18 protein-coding genes are annotated in these 19,196 nt (G+C 64.0%); 8 read left to right on the top strand and 10 right to left on the bottom strand.

All coding sequences use genetic code 11. The features are described 5' to 3' along the window. Positions 1–21: 21 nt before the first annotated feature. Positions 22–858 carry an ACT domain-containing protein gene (locus tag M1E17_RS22610; RefSeq protein WP_457964336.1) on the bottom strand — a complete coding sequence of 279 codons (837 nt, stop codon included), beginning with the start codon at positions 856–858 and terminating at the stop codon, positions 22–24. A gap of 226 nt (positions 859–1,084) precedes the next feature. Here M1E17_RS22610 and M1E17_RS22605 point away from each other — a divergent pair, with 226 nt between their 5' ends. Next, on the top strand, positions 1,085–1,828 hold the full coding sequence (locus tag M1E17_RS22605) for an IclR family transcriptional regulator (protein WP_457964334.1): 744 nt from the start codon (positions 1,085–1,087) through the stop codon (positions 1,826–1,828). Positions 1,829–1,945: 117 nt separating this feature from the next. After that, complete coding sequence (locus M1E17_RS22600) at positions 1,946–3,133, top strand: 4-hydroxybenzoate 3-monooxygenase (RefSeq protein ID WP_457964332.1); 1,188 nt, start codon at positions 1,946–1,948, stop codon at positions 3,131–3,133. A 32-nt stretch (positions 3,134–3,165) separates the two neighbouring features. Here M1E17_RS22600 and M1E17_RS22595 read toward each other — a convergent pair whose 3' ends face one another. The 6 genes from M1E17_RS22595 to purB all read right to left on the bottom strand — a co-directional run bounded on the left by M1E17_RS22595 (position 3,166) and on the right by purB (position 10,547). Then, a complete protein-coding gene (locus M1E17_RS22595) occupies positions 3,166–4,995 on the bottom strand; it encodes an ABC transporter permease (RefSeq protein ID WP_457967898.1) in 1,830 nt (609 codons plus the stop codon). 80 nt (positions 4,996–5,075) lie between these two features. Continuing rightward, positions 5,076–6,143, bottom strand: coding sequence for an ABC transporter ATP-binding protein (locus M1E17_RS22590; RefSeq protein WP_457964330.1), 1,068 nt, complete (start codon positions 6,141–6,143; stop codon positions 5,076–5,078). Between the two features lie 57 nt (positions 6,144–6,200). Next, positions 6,201–7,286, bottom strand: coding sequence for an extracellular solute-binding protein (locus M1E17_RS22585; protein WP_457964328.1), 1,086 nt, complete (start codon positions 7,284–7,286; stop codon positions 6,201–6,203). Between the two features lie 239 nt (positions 7,287–7,525). Further along, a complete protein-coding gene (locus tag M1E17_RS22580) occupies positions 7,526–8,029 on the bottom strand; it encodes a GNAT family N-acetyltransferase (protein ID WP_457964326.1) in 504 nt (167 codons plus the stop codon). A 136-nt stretch (positions 8,030–8,165) separates the two neighbouring features. Next, positions 8,166–8,837, bottom strand: a complete 672-nt coding sequence (locus tag M1E17_RS22575; RefSeq protein ID WP_457964324.1) for a histidine phosphatase family protein — start codon at positions 8,835–8,837, stop codon at positions 8,166–8,168. A gap of 267 nt (positions 8,838–9,104) precedes the next feature. After that, complete coding sequence (purB, locus tag M1E17_RS22570; protein ID WP_457964322.1) at positions 9,105–10,547, bottom strand: adenylosuccinate lyase; 1,443 nt, start codon at positions 10,545–10,547, stop codon at positions 9,105–9,107. A 225-nt stretch (positions 10,548–10,772) separates the two neighbouring features. Between purB and M1E17_RS22565 the strand changes: the two genes are divergently transcribed. Continuing rightward, positions 10,773–11,075, top strand: coding sequence for a hypothetical protein (locus tag M1E17_RS22565; RefSeq protein ID WP_457964320.1), 303 nt, complete (start codon positions 10,773–10,775; stop codon positions 11,073–11,075). Then, a complete protein-coding gene (locus M1E17_RS22560; protein WP_457964318.1) occupies positions 11,075–12,529 on the top strand; it encodes a hypothetical protein in 1,455 nt (484 codons plus the stop codon). The genes M1E17_RS22565 and M1E17_RS22560 overlap by 1 nt, the downstream gene beginning before the upstream one ends. A gap of 4 nt (positions 12,530–12,533) precedes the next feature. Here M1E17_RS22560 and M1E17_RS22555 read toward each other — a convergent pair whose 3' ends face one another. Beyond that, positions 12,534–12,962, bottom strand: a complete 429-nt coding sequence (locus M1E17_RS22555; protein WP_267276882.1) for a phage holin family protein — start codon at positions 12,960–12,962, stop codon at positions 12,534–12,536. Between the two features lie 92 nt (positions 12,963–13,054). On the opposite strand from M1E17_RS22555, the gene M1E17_RS22550 reads away from it, so the two are divergent. The 4 genes from M1E17_RS22550 (at position 13,055) to M1E17_RS22535 (ending at position 18,111) form a co-directional block, all read left to right on the top strand. Continuing rightward, positions 13,055–14,173: a histidinol-phosphate transaminase gene (locus M1E17_RS22550; RefSeq protein ID WP_457964316.1), complete on the top strand. Its 1,119-nt coding sequence runs from the start codon at positions 13,055–13,057 to the stop codon at positions 14,171–14,173. A 148-nt stretch (positions 14,174–14,321) separates the two neighbouring features. Further along, the gene (gene pdhA / locus M1E17_RS22545) at positions 14,322–15,584 is read left to right on the top strand and encodes a pyruvate dehydrogenase (acetyl-transferring) E1 component subunit alpha (RefSeq protein ID WP_457964315.1); all 1,263 of its coding nucleotides are present in this window, start codon (positions 14,322–14,324) and stop codon (positions 15,582–15,584) included. After that, positions 15,581–16,561, top strand: coding sequence for an alpha-ketoacid dehydrogenase subunit beta (locus tag M1E17_RS22540; RefSeq protein ID WP_457964313.1), 981 nt, complete (start codon positions 15,581–15,583; stop codon positions 16,559–16,561). Before pdhA ends, M1E17_RS22540 begins: the two co-directional genes overlap by 4 nt. Positions 16,562–16,590: 29 nt before the next feature. Continuing rightward, on the top strand, positions 16,591–18,111 hold the full coding sequence (locus M1E17_RS22535) for a dihydrolipoamide acetyltransferase family protein (RefSeq protein ID WP_457964311.1): 1,521 nt from the start codon (positions 16,591–16,593) through the stop codon (positions 18,109–18,111). A 103-nt stretch (positions 18,112–18,214) separates the two neighbouring features. Here the strand turns inward: M1E17_RS22535 and M1E17_RS22530 are convergent, their stop codons facing one another. Together M1E17_RS22530 and M1E17_RS22525 are read right to left on the bottom strand one after the other, a co-directional pair. Continuing rightward, positions 18,215–18,595, bottom strand: coding sequence for a hypothetical protein (locus tag M1E17_RS22530; protein WP_457964309.1), 381 nt, complete (start codon positions 18,593–18,595; stop codon positions 18,215–18,217). A 111-nt stretch (positions 18,596–18,706) separates the two neighbouring features. Further along, positions 18,707–19,135 carry a universal stress protein gene (locus M1E17_RS22525; protein WP_457964308.1) on the bottom strand — a complete coding sequence of 143 codons (429 nt, stop codon included), beginning with the start codon at positions 19,133–19,135 and terminating at the stop codon, positions 18,707–18,709. Positions 19,136–19,196: the final 61 nt, after the last annotated feature.

Raw genomic sequence — 19,196 nt, 5'->3', positions numbered from 1 at the left:
GTCTTGCAGTCACTCGGGGGTTTAGACAGGCGCTGCCGGGCGGTGCGACAGGATCTCGGCCAGCTCCGCCAGCCGATGAGCCCGGGCTGACTCCGCCGGCGTGAATGGTTCGTCGGGACGGGCGAAGGTGATGGGTCCGTGCCAGGCTGTGGGGATTTTCAGGCGGGTGCCGGCGTCGTCCGTTTCCTGCAGAGCCGCATCCGCCGCCGGGACGATCCGTGCCCGCAGCAGCTCGGCCACTGCCAGCGGCAGTTCGTCTGGGGCATCGGCGACCCGGGCGGCCAGGCTCAGCGCCCTGGTCTGTCCGTCCGCCATGGCCAGCGCGGTGGTGGGCCACACATGGGACCGCGAGCCGCCGCCGTCGTGCAGTGCATCCAGGAGTTTGCGCTCGCTGAGGTTGCCCGGCGCGGAGAGGACAAACTCGTCCAGCACTCCGCCGGGGACGGGGTGGACGTGAATGCTCAGGATGTTGGTATCCAGGCGGGCCAGCGCCTGCGTGATCTTCTGCAGGGCACCGGGCTGGTCCCGCAGCACGGTGCGCGCCCGCCAGAGCGCCGGCGCAGCGCCCAGGCGCCTCCGGTGGCGCAGTGCCGGGGCGTGCAGCCAGCCCTTCAGTACCCGGGCGGCAGAGGGTTCCGCCACCCAGATGACCAGGACGGTAGCGGTGAGGGTGAGCACCAGAACCTTGGCCAGGTAGGGCAGGTGCGTCTGGACCACCAGGGCGTGGACCAGGAGTTCGATGGGGAGCATAACGGCCACGTTGGCCATGGTGAGGCGGGTCTTGGTGGGTTCCGGCATCAGGCCGCAGACTTCGCAGCTCAAATCAGCCGTGGCAGGTTTCCTTGCAGGGGGCTTCATGCCTCAAGCATCACGTGGCGCTGTTTCCGCAGTGTTGCCCCGCCGTTCCGATCGTGGGAACGCCGCCGTGGCAAGACTCGAGGGAAGCTAACGGCCTGCGGCATGGCCCTTCCTGAAGCCCGAACCTGCAGAAGCGCACTTGCAGAAGCCCACCCTGCAGAAGGCGTGCCGCTCCTCCGCCAGGAGTAATCTGGGCACAAGACCCATTCAATGGAAGCAGGTTCGCGTGGCCAACTCCGTTTCTGGAGACTCCGTGGTGGACCGCGTGGTGCGTGTCATCTCGGCCTTCCCGGAAGGTGCCGGAAGCCTGCAGTTGTCCGATCTGGCGGCCCGGGCGGGGCTTCCCCTCACCACTGCCCACCGGCTGGTCCGGCAGCTCGCGGCTCACGGACTGCTGGAACCCGGGCCGGGCGGGACGGTTCGATTGGGCCTGAGGCTGTGGGAGCTCGTGAACCGCAATTCCCCCACCCTGGCGCTGCGGCAGGCGGCGCTGCCCTTTATGGAGGACATTCAGGCCGTCCTCAACCAGAACGTCAACCTAGCCGTGCTGGAAGGTTGGGAGGTGCTGTTTGTAGAGCGTCTCTCGCGCAGGGGTTCCGTGGCCAACAGGGCGCGGGTTGCCGGCAGGATGCCGGTCCACGTCTCGTCCGTGGGACTTGCCCTCATGGCCCACCAGCCCAAGGCCCTGCAAAGGGAGTATCTGGACCAGTTCTCGGATCCGGCCGAAAAGGTGACCCCCCAAGCCCTGCGCGGCCTCCTCAGCGAAAGCGCCCGCCAGGGCTTCGCGCAGCTGGCCGGAGCGGTGGATCCGGAGACCTGGGGCATTGCCGTTCCCGTGCTCGACGGCAGGCAGCGGGCTGTCGCTGCCCTCGGCGTCGTGGTTCCCCTGCATGAGATGCGGCTGCAGTCGCTGGTTCCCGCGCTGCAAACCGCAGCGCGCGGGATAGCCCGCCGTCTGAGCGAAGCTTAAGAACTCTTCCGTTCAATGGAATTGCTGTGCCGCCCCTAGGGTCTTCCGCCGCACACTGGAAGTCGGAAGCACCAACCGGCCCGTCAGCCCCGGGCCCGCAATGAAGCGAGAAGACTCATGGCAGCACGCAAGGTCGTCACCACCCAAGTAGCCATCGTTGGCGCCGGTCCGGCGGGACTGATGCTGTCCCACCTCCTGGCTTCCTCTGACATCAATTCCACCGTGATCGAGGCCCGCAGCCATCAAACGATCTCCGAGACAGTCCGCGCCGGCATCCTGGAGCATGGCACGGTTAACCTGCTCGTGGAGAGCGGGGTTTCGGACCGCGTGCTGCGCGACGGCGACCGGCACGACGGCATCGAGCTCAGGTTCCATGGCGAAAGCCACCGCATTGACTTCAAGGGGCTGGTGGGCGAATCCGTCTGGCTCTACCCCCAAACCGATGTATTCCTTGACCTCGCCGCCGCAAGGAAGGCCGACGGCGGGGACGTCCGTTACAGCGTCACTGACACCATGGTGCATGACCTGGAGGGCAGGCCGAAGGTCTGGTTCACCGACGCTGACGGTGTGGAGTATGAGATCCAGGCAGAGTTTGTGGTGGGGGCTGACGGCTCACGCAGCCACTGCCGGCTCCAGATCCCGGAGGCCAGCCGGAAGTGGTACTTCCACGAGTACCCGTTCGCCTGGTTCGGGATTCTGGCCGAAGCGCCGCGCAGTTCCGATGAACTCATCTACGCAAACTCAGCCAACGGCTTCGCCCTGATCAGCCAGCGGACCGAAACTGTCCAGCGCATGTACTTCCAGTGCGATCCCAAGGAGAGCGTGGCTGACTGGGACGATGACAGGATCTGGGCCGAATTCCGCAGCCGCGTCAACGGTAACGGCTTTGAACTAAAGGAAGGGCCGGTCATCGACAAGATGGTCCTGCCGTTCCGCAGCTTTGTCCACACCCCCATGCGCCACGGGAACCTCTTCCTTGCCGGCGACGCCGCCCACACGGTTCCGCCCACCGGTGCCAAGGGCCTGAACCTGGCCATTCAGGACGTCAAAGTGCTCTTCGAGGGACTGGACAGCTACTACCGCTCCGGCTCCAGTCAGCTCCTGGACTCGTTCAGTGACCGCGCCCTGGAGAGGGTCTGGAAGGCGCAGCAGTTCTCCTACTGGATGACCACCATGCTGCACACGCCGGCCGATGCTGACGAGTTCTCCCGTGCCCGCCAGCTCGGCGAACTCAATTCCGTAGTGTCCTCCAGGCACGGCATGGCGTACCTGGCTGAGGCGTACACAGGCTGGCCAGCTTCTTAGAAGGTCCCGTCGGGCCCGCGGCCGCAAAACGGCTAACGCTTTCCGCTCAAGACAGGGGCCTCCGGCCCTGCCGCCCCGGCCACCGGTGCGTCCCGGGATCCAGAGGTCCCCTGGAAAGCGCCGGGCCGCTTCCCGCCCGCACCCTTGCCCGCACCGGCACCACTGCTCAGGCCCGGGCCGGCCACGCGCCTGCTGGAGCGGCCGTAGACGAGGTACATGGTCAGCCCGGTGATGACCATCAGCAGCACGGTGTAGACGAACGTGTTGGCCACGCCCTCCACCCCTTCGGCGCCGTCGGTGTTCGCCTTAATCACCAGCCCCAGAGGCTGGACCAGCGGATGAGCCAGGAAGATCGCGGTGTCGTAGTCGTCCAGCAGGTTGTTGAAGTTCAGGGCGGCAATGGCTGCGGCGGCCGGCAGCACCAGGGGCAGGAGGATCCGCCGGAACACGTACAGCGTCTTGGCGCCCATGATGGCGGCGGCTTCCTCCATCGAGGTGTTGACCGACGCGAATGATGCCTTGAGCATCCGGAGGGTGAACGGGATCTTGACCGTCACAAACGCGATCAGCAGGATCACTGTGGTTCCGGTAAGGACAGCGCCGCCCACCATCGGATTCGGGTGGTCGTAACTGATGATGAGCCCCAGGGCCAGCAGGGCCGAGGGCAGGATCCAGGGAATGTGGAGCAGGTATTCGAAGACAGAGGCAACCCAGTTTTTGTACTTCTGAAGCAGCCTGGCCACAAACAGCAGCCCGCCCACCGCAATCACTGTTGCCAGTCCGCTGTAGACCACGCTGACAATAAAAGGATGCAGGCCTGATGGCTGGGTCAGGATCCGCACGTAGTTGTCCAGCGTCAGGCTGCCCGGGGAGATCTGGCCGGTTTGGATGGCCGCGCCGTCGGCGAACGAGTACAGCACAATCAGCACCACGGGCAGCGTGTACAACGCGAACAGCAGGTAGGCGATGATGTGCACGGCAGCATTGGCGACAGGACTGGTGATTTGCTGTTTCTGCATTGCCGAAGACACTTTGGACAGCGAGTAATAGGTGCCGCGCTTCTCCAGCCGGGACATGACCGCAAGCATCAGGATGGTGGAAACGCCCAGGATGACAGCCAGCAGCGCAGCCAGGTCCCGTGAAGTGGGGCTGTTGGCAAAGGTCAGAATCATCGGCGTGATGGTCTGGAACTCCCGGCCGCCCAGCACCTGCGGGGCGCTCAGGGCCCCCAGCCCGGTCAGGAAGGACAGGATGGTGACCGCGAAGAGAGTGGGTTTGAGCATGGGCAGCACAACCCGGCGCAGGATGGTCCAAGTGGATGCGCCCAGGTTCCGGGCCGCCTCGATGGTCTGGAAGTCAACGCCCTTAAGCGCATTGCCCACAAACAGCATGTGGTTGGTGGTGGTGGCAAACGTCATCACCACCAGCACGGCGAAGAAGCCGGAGAACCACGCCGGATCCATGTCGGGGAACACCGTGAGCAGCCAGGACGTGACAATCCCTTTGTCGCCATAGATGAATTTGTAGCCGGCAGCCAGCACAATGCCGCCGTAGATGAAGGTGGAGGCGTAGCCCAAAAACAGGATCCGGGAGCCGCGGATCCTGAAGTACTGCGTAACCAGCACAATGAAGATGCCCACAACATTCACGGTGACGGACAGGGCAAGCGCCAGCAGGAAGCTGTTGCCCAGGGATTTCATGGCGCGCTGGGAGGAGAACAGTTTCTCGGCCGCCCGCCCGGAGAAGCTGCCGTCCGGAAAGAACGTTGCTATCAGGACGTTCAGGTTGGGCCAGACCAGGAACGCTGCGATGAACCAGGTGAGCACCGCGCCCACCATCAGGACGAACGGCGAGCGGAGCATGCTCCTGGCGTCGCCACTACTCCTGCCACCACTCCTGCCGCTGTTCCTGCCCCTGTTCTTCAGGGAGACGGAGACCCTGCTCATGGCAGGGCCACTGCCTGGGCCTTCCGGGCCAGGGCCGCGCCCGTATCGGCGTGGTACTGAAGCACGTGGCCCGGCTGGACATAGATGGTCGTTTCCGCGCCGGCGTCGGGGTGCACGCCGCCGTCTTCCCTGACCAACAGCCGGATATCAGCGCCGTGGCTCCGCACCACGTAGCGGCTGTGGAGGCCGTGATAGGTGCGTGACAGCACCGTTCCAGCCAGCCCGACGGCGGTGCCGCCATTGGCGGGGGCGGTCAGTGACGCCTTTTCCACCCGCAGGTAGGAGTTGGCGTCAGGGCTGAGGCCGGCACCGGAGAGCCGGTTCAGTTCGGTGATGAAGCCAGCGGACAGCGGGGAACTGTCGCCGATGAAGGTGCAGACAAACTCTGTGGCGGCCTCATCATAGATCGCCTGCGGAGTGCCCACCTGCTCGATCACGCCCTTGTTGAAAACGGCCACGCGGTCGCTCATGGCCAGCGCCTCATCCTGGTCGTGGGTGACGTACACGGTGGTGATGCCGAACTCGCTCTGGAGGTCCTTGAGCTGCTGCCTCAGCTGGTGCCGCAGCTTGGCATCCAGATTGGAGAGCGGCTCGTCCAGGAGCAGGATCTTGGGACGCAGCACCAAGGCCCGCGCCACCGCCACACGCTGCTGTTGCCCACCCGAAAGCTCCGCCACGTTTTTGTGCAGCTGCTCATCGCTGAGCTCCACCCGGCGCGCAATATCGCGCACCAGGCGGTCCGTCTCGGCGGACTTCTCCTTCCGGACCCTGAGTCCGAAGGCGATGTTCTCCCACACACTCATGCTGGGGAACAGGGCATAGTTCTGGAACACCATGCCCACCTGCCGCTTGTCGCTGGGAAGCCGGGTCACGTTCCTGCCGTCCACATGGACACTTCCCGCTGACGGTTCAATGAACCCTGCCAGGGTGCGCAGCGCCGTCGTTTTTCCGCAGCCGGACGGACCCAGCAACGTGAAGAACTCCCCGGGTTTAACGTGAAGGTCCAAGTGGGGGATGGCGACGAAATCGCCGAAGGAGACTTCGATGTTGTCCAAGCGGATCATTGGCAAACCTGTCTGGATGGGTTGGCGGGAACTTCTGAACCTCAAGGCGGACGGCTGCTACGTCATGTATTCGAGCTCGATCTTCTCCACCCATGCGCCCATGTTTTCCTGCACGAAGTTCCAGTCGATGTCCTGCTGCTTGACGTCAGCGAAGAAGTCCACCACCTCCGGATTGGCCTGAGCCGCGGCGCCCTTGTTCACGGGCATCGAGTTGAACTGCTTGGCCCACGCGCCCTGCACATCTGCGCTGCCGAACCAGTCAATAAACTTCTGCGCCTCTTCCTTCTTGTCCGTCCCCTTGACCAGGGCCACCTGTTCCACGGCCAGCGGAACCCCAACGGACGGCGCTACCGTCTCCACGTTGACCTTGAAGGACTTCTCACGTTCGGCGATGATCGAGGACGGCATCTGGCCCATGTCCACGTCGCCGGCGGCAATCCGGGCGAAAAGGTCTGTCTTTGCAACAGCCGGGCTGCCGTTCTGGAAGTACTGCTCCACCTGCTTCCAGCCTTCATCCGAGATGCCCAGATCTCCGGATTCGTCCTTATAGCGCGTCAGCAGGCTGGCGAACACCAGTTGCGCGGTGGCGGTACCCAGCCCGGTCACCCGCTCATACCGTGACTTGAATTCGTCCCTGGTCCACAGGTCCGTCCAGTCCTTGGGCGCGGCGTCAGCGGTGATTTTGTCGGAGTTGTAGCCCAGGAGAATCGCCTGCTTGACCAGCGGCCAATAGGCTTTGTCGTCGCCGGCATCGCCCAGGGCGGTGTCCACCTCACCAGCCCAGGCGGGTTCGTAGGGCTCGATCGCCCCCGCAGCCTTGATCTGGGCGAAGTACATGTTGTTCAGGCCGAACGCGACATCGGCAATGGGATTGTTCTTTTCGGCGATAAGTTTGTTTGTGGCATCGGCACCGCCGGCCCCCACTACCTCAACTTTGAAACCGGCCTCAGCCGCCTTGGCCGTCAGCCATTCACCGCGGCCTTCACCGTTGGAATTTGTGTAAATGACCAGTGTTTCGCCCGATGCGCCTGCCGCGGACGAAGAGGAATCACCGGAGGCTGCGGGAGTGGCGGCACCCCCTGCACAGCCCGAAAGAAGGGTAACGGCGACGGCAGCAGCAACCAAAGTCTGAAATTTTCGCACGGGCAGGACTCATTTCTGGACTGGAATCGGAGCAGGTCCGGCAAGCCTATAGCGGGGTTTGCCAGTTGTGGACGTTTATAGCTATCGATTCGATAAACTCTCAACGCCAGTCGAGTCTGGTCCAGATATGGGAACAGTCAGAGCCCTCTGCCTTAACGCGCCGTGAACGTTTGGCCGGCCTGCAGGGGAGTTGGTGACGAGGCCGCTTCCGGCGCGTTCCGCCGTCGTCCGCTCATGGCCTATGCCATAGCGGTATTGGCGGCGCTGTACGAGTTGATGTTCTTCGCGTAGCAGTAAGAGTGCTCCACCCCGATGTAAGGGCCAAAGTTGGGCACGGGCTCGAAGCCTGAGTTCTGGTAGAAGTTCCGGCCGTCCGGCTGCGCAGACCCGGCCTCCGCCTTGATCCGGCTGATTCCCTGCCGGAACGCCTCGGCTTCAAGTGCGGCCAGGATGGAGCTCGCTACGCCGCTTCCCCGGGTGTACGGGAGGACATACAGCCGCTTGATTTCCGCCGTTGAATCATCCAGCAGCCTCAGGCCGCCGCACCCCACTGGCTGCCCGGAGCCTTTGTCGTACGCCACCAGGAAAACAGCACAGTCCGCGCCCGACGGCGGGGTCCCCGGTTCGTGGTTCGGCGTACCAAAGCGGGCGTCCAGTTCCGCCTGCTGCGCCCTGCGCAGGTCGGCGCCCACGGGGTTGGACCAGGTGACCTGCCTGATGTTGAGACGGGGATTGGTCTGCATGACTGCCTCGATTCGCCGAAGGGTTATGCCTGATAAGCCTAAGGCGGCACCGTTACCGCGGTGTTTCCTGTGCGTAAGCGCCCAGAGAACTGTCAGAAACGGCAGCGGGCGGAGGGAGCGAGCCCGGGTCAACCAACTAGGCGCGCTCGCCCATGGGGTCCTCCGCCGTCGGGTCGGCCAGGGCCAGCCCGCCCACGGGGCTGCCGTCCCAATGGAGGAGCGTCCAGCCAGCATCGGGATCACCCTCCAGGGCCACAATTCCGGTGTTGGATAAGACATGGTGGGCGGCGAACTCGTGATCCGTATCCGCGGCCCGCCGCCCGGCCCACGTGCGGATCGCGGCACCGTGGCTGACCGCTGCGGCAGTAGCGTTGTCCCCGTCCTTCATGGCGCGTTCGGCGATCCGGGTGATGGCGGCGTCATACCGCTCAAAAAATGCGTGGCCGTCCGTGCCGGCGGGCATCCGACGGTCAAGGTCTCCGGCGGCCCATGCGAAAACCGTTCCCATGTACCGCTTATGGGACTCGTGATCGGTCAGTTTCTCCAGGGCGCCGGCTTCGATTTCGTGCAGACCGTCCAGCACCTCAACGTCCAGTCCATGCACGCGGGCCAGGGGAGCGGCCGTTACCTGCGTGCGGACCAGGGTGGACGCATACAGAGCTGAGATGGGCTCGTTGGCCAGTGACCGTGCCATGGCTTCCGCCTGCCGTTCACCAAGTTCCGTGAGTCCTGGTCCCGGGTGGGCCGTATCCAGCTGGCCGAGGACGTTTCCGGGGGTCTGTCCATGGCGGATGAGCAGCAGCTTCATGCTCCCAGTTTCCCACTTGCGGGCAAGGCTTGAGCGCGGGCAACACCAAAGGCGCCGGCGCCCGGCCGGTTTCTGGGTCATGAGCGAACTGACAGTGGAACAAAGGCCACTGCAGCCCAAAAGCAGCCAAAAGCAGCCCATAAGAAGCCCACAAGAAGCCCACAGCAGTCCAAAAGAAGCGCCGGGCCCCTGGGGAGCCCGGCGCCGCCGTCGTACTTATTCCGCTGTAGTACCTATTGTCCGAACAGCCCTGGGGCTGGCCTCGGGCTACTTCAGGTGGTCCACCAGCTGGTCCGCGATGCCCGTGTACTTGCCGGGGGTCAGGGCGAGCAGCCGGGCTTCAGCCTCCGGGGAGAGGCCCAGGCCCTGGACGAACTCCTGCATGCGGGCCGCGTCCACGCGCTGTCCGCGGGTCAGGTCCTTGAGGCGTTCGTAGGGGTTCTCCATGCCTTCGACGCCGGCAATGGCCTCGGCTCGCATGACCATCTGGATTGCCTCGCCCAGGACTTCCCAGTTGGTATCCAGGTCGGCGGCCAGCACGTCCTCGGCAACGTCCAGCCGGTCCAGGCCCTTGGCAACATTGGAAATGGCCAGCAGGGAGTGCCCGAACGCCACGCCGATGTTGCGCTGGCTGGAGGAATCGGTGAGGTCACGCTGCCAGCGGGACGTCACCAGCGTGGAGCCCAGGACGTCCAGCAGGCCAGAGGAGATCTCCAGGTTGGCCTCGGCGTTTTCAAAGCGGATGGGGTTCACCTTGTGCGGCATCGTGGAGGAGCCCGTGGCCCCGGCCACCGGGACCTGCGCGAAGTAGCCGATGGAGATGTAGCTCCAGATATCGGTGCAGACATTGTGCAGGATCCGGTTGAACCGCGCGACGTCCGCATACAGCTCTGCCTGCCAGTCGTGGCTTTCGATCTGTGTGGTCAGCGGGTTCCAGGTCAACCCCAGCCCTTCGATGAAGGACTTGGCCACCTGCTCCCAGTCGGCTCCGGGGACCGACGCCACATGGGCGGCGTAGGTGCCCGTGGCTCCGTTGATCTTGCCCAGGTATTCGGTGGTGTCGATCCGGTCCAGCTGGCGCTTCAGGCGGTGCGCCATCACGGCAAGTTCCTTGCCCAGCGTGGTGGGTGTGGCAGGCTGGCCGTGTGTGCGGGACAGCATGGGAACGGCCCTGTTGTCCTCGGCCATCCTGCTGATCTGGGCAACCAAACCACGGGCGGCTGGCAGCCACACGTCCTCCACAGCGCCCTTCACGCCCAGCGCGTAGGAGAGGTTGTTGATGTCCTCGGAGGTGCAGCCGAAGTGCACCATAGCTGTCAGGTGCTCAATGCCGATCGCCGGCAGGCGGCGGCCGATGTAGTACTCGACGGCCTTGACGTCGTGCACCGTCACCGCCTCAATTTCGGCCAGCTCGGCCACGGAAGATGCGTCGAATTCCGTGACGATCCTGCGCAGTTCGTCCTGCTGTGCGCTGGTCAGCGGACCGGCCCCGGGAAGGACGTTGTTGCTGGTCAGGTGGATGAGCCACTCCACCTCGACGGCCACACGGTCCCGGTTGAGGGCTGCTTCGGAAAGGTAGTCCACCAGGGGCGCGACGGCGGACTGGTAGCGGCCGTCCAGTGGGCCGAGCGCAATCTGTTCCGGTGACGCGGCAAGGGCAAGGCGTCCGGAGGGCGTACGGATATCAGCTGTGGCAGCAGTTTCAGGCATGTGCTGATTCTTTCACGAACTTCGTCTGCGCCTTAAGCCGGCCATTCCGTGTGACTTGTCCTGCACACAGCACCCCTTCGTCCGTCCGGTGGGCCCTCTTTCCTTCTTATCCACATACGCGACGGCGGCGCTTCATTGACTCGTTGCGCGCCCCTAGCGTGGGGGCGGTGAACACGAATCCGGACGTTTCCGCCAGGGGGAGCATTCGTTGAGGGGAGCAAGTACATGAGCAGTGATACCGCGGCGGCAGACATGGCCTTCCGCATGTCCCGAAGCCACGACATCCAGCAGCTGGCTGCCCGGGTAGACGGCTGTACCCGGCGGGTTGAGGAAGTCCTGGCTGGCTTCTGGAAGATTCAGTTGCTGGACTGGCAGTCTCCTGCGGGCCGCGCCTACCGGGACTCCGTGGCTTTGCAGGCCGCCGCGCTCGGCCGGACGCGAGACCGTCTTCAGGGAGCCGCTGACGCCGTCAACCGCCACTCCCGGGCGGTTTTGGTCTGCGAAGCGCCGCCGGGCGGCGGCTACTGATGTCAGAAGTGACGCCTTCGGACAGTGGAGGCCCCCTCCGGCCGGCTGGCCCTGCCCGCGATGGCGGCCTGGTAATTTCCGGCGGAATCGGGGGGATCAGCTTCCAGCTTGAGGAACTCATGGGCGGGGCAGAGAAGCTCGACGTCCTGGCGAGTGAACTCAGCGCCGTGGAAGTGGAAATGCACCACATCTGGGAGGACCTGTCGCCCTACCAGAATGCTTCACGCTACTCGGGCATGGAAGCAATCATTTCAGTGGGCGAGGCCCGGCGCAGCGTCCAGGCAGTCCGTACAGAGCTGCAGCGGATAAGTGGCCAAGTGCGTGCCAGCAAGCGGGACTACGAATCCGCAGAAGCACTGGCGAACGTAGTTCATGGGCTTGGTCTCAGGCTGACAAGCTGGGAGCTGCTGGGGCAGCAGGTTGCCGACCTTGGCCTTGGCCCGGTACCCAACAGGGAAGTCGCGGAAATTATGCTAGGCAACGTCCCCGTCACCATGGGTGCCTTCTTGGCTTTCTCGTCGCCGGCACACTTTGTGACGGCTGTGGCGGCGGACCTGGCGGCGGGAAAGCACATCTCGGTTGCAGCTCCCCTGATCAAGGCATTGGCAAGGCAGTCCGTTCCCGTGCTGAAGCCGCGTCCGGTCACCGTGGATCGGGAAGAGTCCCTGCCTCTGGAACTGGATGCTTCGGCCGCCGGCCTCTTGGAACGTGCCCGGGCTGTTGATGAGCGGGGCCAGGGTTACATCGAAGTCATTGAGGTGGACAACGGCGGGCAGAAAGCCTATATCGTGGTGATTCCTGGCACGCAGACAGAAACTGAGGTGGGCGGGACCAATCCCTTTGATCTAGCCGGAATCGGGGAAGGATTGGGCTATGGGTCGGCCGAGGTGAATTCAGCCGTTCTGCAGGCCCTGGAAGCGGCCGGAGCCGAGAAAGGATCGCCTGTCGTAGCAGTGGGTTACAGCCAGGGCGGTGTCCACGCCATGAACCTGGCAGCCGACGAGCTCTTCCTGGACGAGTACGACGTGAAGTATGTGCTGACCGCCGGATCCCCGGTAGGCGGGATCACTCCTGCCGCAGGCATCAGCAGCATGCATCTGGAACACAGGCAGGACTGGGTTCCCGGGAGCGATGGAACCCCCAGTCCTGACACCGTGGACCGTGTCACGGTAACCCTGACCGACCCGGCCCGGATCCCGGAAGGCGAGGAATTTGGCCTGGGCCCGGGGCACCGGCTCAGCGGCTATGTGGATGGCGCCCGGCAGGTGGAGGCCAGTGACGATCCTTCGCTCGTGGCGTCCACTGCCGTACTGGGCGGCGTGCTCGGAGCCGGAGGGACGGCCACCGCCACCCGTTTCTCACTTAACAGGCAGAAACCGCCCGATCCGCAGTCCACGCCGCTGACGGTACCGAATCCCAAACCTCAATCCTCACCGAGGCCACCCGCTGGTTAGGCTCTCAGCGCTTCCGCGCGCCGGGGAGCCTTCCCGCTACAAGGGAAATGACTGTGATGATGATGGCTGCCAGCACCGCTGTCCAAAAGAAGGAGTCAATGGTGAAGTGCACCGGCGTGTAGCTGCTGATCCAGGACGTCAGGTAGAGCATGGCTGCATTGATGACGATGGTGAAGAGGCCCAGCGTAAGGATGGTGATGGGCAGGGAGAGGAGGCTGACAAGCGGCCGGACAAACGCGTTGACCACTCCGAAAATCACGCCTATGAACAAGTAGGCGCCGATGATCCCGAGGGTGTCCGTCCCTTGGGTCACCCCGGTCTTGGCAACGGCTTCAGTGGCGGCCGACGTAGAAATGTCCATGCCGGGCAGGATCCAGCTGGCAATCCAGAGGGCCAGTCCGTTGATGAGGATCCGAACGATAAAGGAGCGCATGCGCCAATGCTTTCACATTGTCCTGAGTGAGCCCTGGGGAATCAAAAGCCTGCCACCCTGCGATCCAGTCCCGGAGAAGTAGGCTAGTTGGCATGACTTCATCAGAGACCCTGGCTGGGGGAGTACGCCCCCGCCCGGTAATAGGCCGGCTTCCCCGCTACGCCGCAGGCAAACCGCCCGTCGCCGTTGAGGGTCTGGCAAGCTACAAGCTTTCCTCCAACGAGAACCCGCTGCCGCCGCTGCCTGCCGTTGTGGACGCCATTGCGCACCAGACAGACTTCAACCGATACCCGGATCCGCTGAGCAGCAAGCTTCGTGCCGCGCTGGCTGATTTCCTGGCTGTCCCGGCGGAGGACATTGTTACCGGCGCAGGCAGCCTGGGCGCCCTGAATCAACTGCTGGCCACGTTCGCCGGCCAGAACGACGACGGCGAACCGGACGAAGTCATTTATGCCTGGCGCTCCTTTGAGGCCTATCCCATCAGCGTGGGCCTGGTGGGTGCCACCGGCGTTGTCATACCTGTCACCCCTGACGGCCGGCACGATCTTGACGCCATGGCCGCGGCCGTCACGGTTCGCACCAAAGTCGTCCTGCTCTGCACGCCCAACAACCCCACCGGGCCCATCCTGACCACCGCCGAAACAGAACGGTTTATCCAGGCGGTCCCCGCGGACGTCATTGTGGTCATCGACGAGGCCTACCAGGAGTTCGTCCGGGCCGAAGACGCTGTGGACGGCATTTCGATGTACCGCAAGTATCCCAACGTGGTGGTGCTCCGGACCTTCTCCAAGGCCCATGGCCTGGCCGGGCTTCGCGTAGGTTACAGCATCTCCAACCCGGAATTGACACAGCACCTGAGAGTGGCAGCCACGCCCTTCGCGGTCTCACAAATCGCCGAGCGCGCAGCCATCGTTTCCCTGCAGAACTACCCCCAGATTGTAGAAAGGGTACAAAGCCTGGTGGAGGAACGCGACAGGGTGACGGCAGGGCTGAAGGAGCTGGGTTGGTTTGTTCCGGAGGCCCAGGGAAACTTTGTGTGGCTGGCTCTGGGAGCCAACAGTGGGGAATTCGCCGAACTGGCGGCTACCCAGGCACTCTCCGTGCGCGCCTTCGGAAACGAGGGCGTCCGGGTGAGCATTGGTGAGGTGGAGGCGAATACCCGCTTCCTCCAACTGTGTGCGAACTATACAAAGCCGCCACGCCGTTCCTAGCGCTTAACGTGTTGCGGCTGCGCTACCTACTGAAGATAAAGTAAGGACCAGTAAGCCATATATATGCCCATCATGGAATGCATTCCCATTAAGGCATATATCCCAGCGACATTGCAACGCATCCGCATGCGGCAAGCAAGGAGACGGTATGGGCGCCACACATCTGCCCTCCACCGAGTTCGATGGAACTGCAGTAGACGACCAGCTTGAGGCTGAGGCCGAGGCCGCCATGGGCGAGCCGCCGGCCCCCATGGTCCAGCTTCTGTGCCCTGAGGGAAAGCTTGGCACACACCCCGTCTTCAGTGAATATGCCGAAAAGCTGGACCCCGAAAAGCTGCGCCGGCTGTATGCCGATATGGCAGCCATCCGCCGGTTCGACGTGGAAGCTACCGCTCTGCAGCGGCAGGGCCAGCTTGCCCTGTGGGTTCCGCTGACAGGCCAGGAAGCCGCACAAATCGGTTCCGGGCGCGCCAGCCAACCCCAGGACTACATCTTCCCCACCTACCGTGAGCACGGCGTTGCCCTGACCCGCAACGTGGACTTGGCCGAACTGCTGCGCCAGTTCAGAGGGGTGTCCAATGGCGGCTGGAACCCCAAGGACACCAATTTCCATCTCTACACACTTGTCCTGGCGGCCCAGACCCTGCACGCAGTGGGTTACGCCATGGGCATCCAGCGCGACCAGAAGCTTGCTGCCACGTCGGATCCGGCACGCACCGAACCTGCGGCAGCAGTGATGGCCTACTACGGCGACGGTGCGAGCTCTGAGGGTGACGTCCACGAGTCCATGGTGTTTGCTTCGTCCTTCAACGCCCCCGTGGTGTTCTTTTGCCAGAACAACCACTGGGCGATTTCAGTGCCGAGCACTGTCCAGACCCGGATCCCGCTGTCCAACCGTGCCAAGGGCTATGGCTTCCCCGGTATCCGGGTGGACGGCAACGACGTCATCGCCGTGCATGCCGTCACCGAGTGGGCACTGGACCACGCGCGCCAAGGCAAAGGCCCGGTCCTGATCGAGGCCTTTACCTACCGGTTGGGAGCCCACACCACCGCCGATGACCCCACCAAGTACCGCGAATCCGCCGAGGAAGACGCCTGGCGGGCCAAAGATCCCCTGATCCGGCTGGAGAAGTACCTCCGCGCCCAGGACCTGGCCGACGACGCCTTCTTTGCGCAGGTCAAAGCTGACGGCGACGAGCTTGCGTCCTATGTCAGGCGCACAACGCATGACCTTGAAACCCCGGACATCCGCAGTGCCTTCGCCAACACCTATGTGGAGGCCCACCCGCTGGTTGCCGAGGAACTGGCGTGGTTCGAGGAATACAGTGCAGGTTTTGCCACTGGCGGGCCGGATGAAGGGGCAGACGCCCGTCCGGGCACACAGGCAGACACGGAGGCAGGCAGCCGATGACCACCATGACTATTGCCAAGGCAATCAACGAAGGCCTCCGCGCAGCCCTGGCCAATAATCCGAAATCCCTGCTCATGGGTGAGGACATCGGGCCCCTCGGCGGCGTCTACCGTGTTACCGATGGTTTGATCGGCGAGTTCGGCCCGGACAGGGTGGTGGATACGCCACTCGCGGAGTCCGGCATTATTGGCACCGCGATCGGGCTGGCCTTACGGGGCTACAGCCCGGTCTGCGAAATCCAGTTTGACGGCTTTGTGTTCCCTGGCTTCAACCAGATCACCACGCAGCTTGCCAAAATGCACGCCCGAAGCCATGGCAACCTCACAGTCCCGGTGGTCATTCGCATCCCTTACGGCGGCGGCATCGGTTCCGTTGAGCACCATTCGGAGTCCCCTGAAGCGCTCTTCGCCCATACGGCCGGCCTGCGTATCATCACACCATCCAATCCGCACGACGCCTACTGGATGATCCAGCAGGCTGTCGACTGCCAGGACCCCATCATCATCTTCGAACCCAAGCGCCGCTACTGGCTCAAGGGAGATGTTGATGTCCAGGCGGCGGGTCCTGCTGCCGACCCGTTCAAGGCGCACGTTCTCCGCGAGGGCACGGACGCCACCATTGTGGCGTATGGCCCCCTGGTTCCGGTGGCACTCGCCGCCGCAAACGCCGCGGCTGAGGACGGCCGCAATGTGGAAGTGATCGACCTCAGGTCCCTGTCGCCCATCGATTTCGATACCGTCACCGAGTCCGTCACGAAGACCGGACGGCTGATTGTTGCCCACGAGGCCCCAACGTTCGGCGGGCTGGGCGGGGAGATCGCCGCCCGAATCAGCGAGCGGGCCTTCCTTTCGCTTGAAGCCCCCGTGATCCGGGTGGGCGGCTTCCACATGCCGTATCCCGTGGCGAAGGTTGAGGAAGACTACCTTCCGGACATCGACCGGATCCTCGAGGCGCTGGACCGCGCCCTGGCGTACTAGGACATGACCTTGCCGAAACAGAGGACACCATGACTCTCAATAAATTCAACCTTCCCGACGTGGGCGAAGGTCTGACCGAGGCTGAAATCGTCTCCTGGAAAGTCAAGCCCGGTGACACCGTCGCCATCAATGACGTCCTGTGCGAAATCGAGACCGCCAAATCACTGGTGGAGCTGCCCTCGCCTTTTGCCGGGACGGTAACCGAGCTGCTTGTCCCCGAGGGGGTGACCATCGACGTCGGCACAGCCATTATCAGCGTCTCCGACGCCGTCTCCGGAGATCCGACGCCTGCGGATGTCCCCGCCCCCGCAACCCCGGTGCAGCCGTTGTACGGCAAGCTTCCCGAGCCCGACGGCGGCACGGCGGACAGTGCCCTGGCGGGCGGCCCGCTGGTTGGTTCCGGCCCCAAGGCTGACGCCGTCAAGCGGCGGCCGCGCAAGGCCTCCCCCACCGCCAACACGGCAGGGGCCGATACAGCGGCGGCCAATACTGCAGCGGCCGGTCCAGCAGCGGCTGAGCCTGCTCCGCCGGCGCCGGTCCCGGCAGCATCGGCGACAAACGTGACAGCAAACGCGACAGCGCAAACGACGGCTGCCCCTGAACTGGACGAGCCGCTGGACAACCGCCCCACACTCGGCGGGACCATCACGGGCCTGGTCAACCGGGTCCTGGCGAAGCCGCCGGTGCGGAAAATCGCCAGGGACCTGGGCATTGACCTGGCCGATGTTGTGGCCACAGGCTCCCGCGGTGAAGTCACCCGGGAGGACTTGGTCAGCTACCAGGCGCAGCGTGATGCGGAACTGGACATGGCCGAAGGATTCTGGGGCAAGGCCGGAAAGCCGCAGGACCAGCGGATCGAAGTCATTCCCGTCAAGGGTGTCCGTAAGGCTACGGCCAAGGCAATGGTGGAATCTGCCTTCGCGGCACCGCATGTCAGCATCTTCGTGGATGTGGACGCCAGCCGCACTATGGAGTTCGTGAAGCGGCTCAAGGCCTCGCGGGACTTCGAGGGCATCAAAGTGTCCCCGCTGCTGATCCTGGCCAAGGCCGTCATCTGGGCCGCCGCCCGGAACCCCAGTGTCAATGCGACGTGGGTGGACAACGCCGACAACGCCGAGATCCATGTCAAGCACTATATGAACCTGGGTATCGCGGCGGCCACCCCGCGCGGGCTGATGGTTCCCAACATCAAGGACGCGCAGGACCTCTCGCTGAAGGAGTTGGCGCTGGCGTTGAACAACCTCGCCACCACCGCCAGGGCCGGGAAGACCCAGCCGGCACAAATGCAGGGCGGGACCCTCACCATTACCAACATTGGTGCCCTGGGGATCGATACCGGGACCCCCATTATCAACCCGGGCGAAGTGGCGATCGTTGCCTTTGGAACCATCAAGCAGAAGCCCTGGGTGCTGGACGGCGAAGTCATCCCCCGCTGGATCACGACGCTTGGCGGCTCATTCGACCACCGGGTGGTCGACGGCGATCTGTCCGCCCGCTTTATGGCTGACGTAGCGGCCATCCTGGAGGAGCCGGCGCTCCTGCTCGACTAGGGGTGAAGCTGTCCGGCCAAGGGATCACCCGGGTGCCGGCCCGGCTCTCGCCGGGCCCGCGGCAGGAAGGCGACCGGCGGCAGGAAGGCGAGCAGAACTGCGGTCAGAACGCCGGGTAAGTGGAGATCATCTGAGCCACGGCGGGATCCATGACCGTGCCACTGAAGGACCAGGCTGCAGCAAACACCAGGGCCCCCAGACCGGCGGTGGCTGCCGAAATGGCCGTAAAGACCTTCCAGTCCTCACGGAGGACACCCTGGACAGTCTCCGGCAGGCGAAGGTCGGGGGAGATGAGGTTCGGCGCGCTGTCGGTGGTTCCGTCGTCGAGCAGGGCCACAACGCGCCCTGCGCTGCGGTCCAGCCGCACGGAGCAGAAGTGGTTGCCGTGGCGGGCCAGGAGGATGTCGTGGCCAACAAGGTGGCGGTGCTGGAAGGCGATCAAGGGGACCCCTTGGGTAGGGCGGATGCTTGCTGTCCGCATCATTGGGGGCACTTCCATTTTATCGAGGGTGAGGCACGAACATCAGTCTGCGCGGAGTGAGAACGGACACCACGCACGGTGCCGGTGCGGCAGCGTGCATGGTGTCCGGCAGTTTTAGTCGGCGTCGTAGGTGTTGGCGATGTAGACGTCGCAGGGGGCGTTGTGGGCCACGCTGTTTGCCACGCTGCCCAGTACACGGCCGATGCCACGCATCCTCCGGTTGCCCACCACGATCATGCGCGCGTCCAGGCGGTCCGCTTCCTTGATCAGCGCATCGGCAGGCTTGCCCCGGGCTGCTGAGTAGCTCACCTTGATGTCCTGCCCCAGGGCTTGGGCAACCCCGCGGGCCACGGTCTCGGCGCTGTCGGCATCGGAGACAATCCACTGGTCGCTGCCGGAGCCAAAGACCTCGGTGCGGTCGCTGTCAAAGGCAGACACCACGTGCAGCGAGGCACCCATAGCCGCAGCGAGGTCCCGCGCCGCCTCGGCTGCCTTCCTGGCTGTTCCGCTGCCGTCAACGCCTACAACAATAATTCCGCTCATATTTGCTCCTTTGCTCAATGTTTAATTGATGTTTAATCGGTTTAACTGCGGTCAGTGAGGC

The organism is Arthrobacter sp. D1-29 (assembly GCF_054130585.1).
This window is presented reverse-complemented; position numbering and strand designations above follow the sequence as displayed.

What these genes read in the sequence shown, in the direction of transcription:
- M1E17_RS22610 (WP_457964336.1), bottom strand. Translation starts at nt 858, where the DNA reads ATGAAGCCCCCTGCAAGGAAACCTGCCACGGCTGATTTGAGCTGCGAA.
- M1E17_RS22600 (WP_457964332.1), top strand. Translation starts at nt 1,946, where the DNA reads ATGGCAGCACGCAAGGTCGTCACCACCCAAGTAGCCATCGTTGGCGCC.
- M1E17_RS22595 (WP_457967898.1), bottom strand. Translation starts at nt 4,995, where the DNA reads ATGCTCCGCTCGCCGTTCGTCCTGATGGTGGGCGCGGTGCTCACCTGG.
- M1E17_RS22590 (WP_457964330.1), bottom strand. Translation starts at nt 6,143, where the DNA reads ATGATCCGCTTGGACAACATCGAAGTCTCCTTCGGCGATTTCGTCGCC.
- M1E17_RS22580 (WP_457964326.1), bottom strand. Translation starts at nt 8,029, where the DNA reads ATGCAGACCAATCCCCGTCTCAACATCAGGCAGGTCACCTGGTCCAAC.
- M1E17_RS22575 (WP_457964324.1), bottom strand. Translation starts at nt 8,837, where the DNA reads ATGAAGCTGCTGCTCATCCGCCATGGACAGACCCCCGGAAACGTCCTC.
- purB (WP_457964322.1), bottom strand. Translation starts at nt 10,547, where the DNA reads ATGCCTGAAACTGCTGCCACAGCTGATATCCGTACGCCCTCCGGACGC.
- M1E17_RS22565 (WP_457964320.1), top strand. Translation starts at nt 10,773, where the DNA reads ATGAGCAGTGATACCGCGGCGGCAGACATGGCCTTCCGCATGTCCCGA.
- M1E17_RS22560 (WP_457964318.1), top strand. Translation starts at nt 11,075, where the DNA reads ATGTCAGAAGTGACGCCTTCGGACAGTGGAGGCCCCCTCCGGCCGGCT.
- M1E17_RS22555 (WP_267276882.1), bottom strand. Translation starts at nt 12,962, where the DNA reads ATGCGCTCCTTTATCGTTCGGATCCTCATCAACGGACTGGCCCTCTGG.
- M1E17_RS22550 (WP_457964316.1), top strand. Translation starts at nt 13,055, where the DNA reads ATGACTTCATCAGAGACCCTGGCTGGGGGAGTACGCCCCCGCCCGGTA.
- pdhA (WP_457964315.1), top strand. Translation starts at nt 14,322, where the DNA reads ATGGGCGCCACACATCTGCCCTCCACCGAGTTCGATGGAACTGCAGTA.
- M1E17_RS22540 (WP_457964313.1), top strand. Translation starts at nt 15,581, where the DNA reads ATGACCACCATGACTATTGCCAAGGCAATCAACGAAGGCCTCCGCGCA.
- M1E17_RS22535 (WP_457964311.1), top strand. Translation starts at nt 16,591, where the DNA reads ATGACTCTCAATAAATTCAACCTTCCCGACGTGGGCGAAGGTCTGACC.
- M1E17_RS22530 (WP_457964309.1), bottom strand. Translation starts at nt 18,595, where the DNA reads ATGATGCGGACAGCAAGCATCCGCCCTACCCAAGGGGTCCCCTTGATC.
- M1E17_RS22525 (WP_457964308.1), bottom strand. Translation starts at nt 19,135, where the DNA reads ATGAGCGGAATTATTGTTGTAGGCGTTGACGGCAGCGGAACAGCCAGG.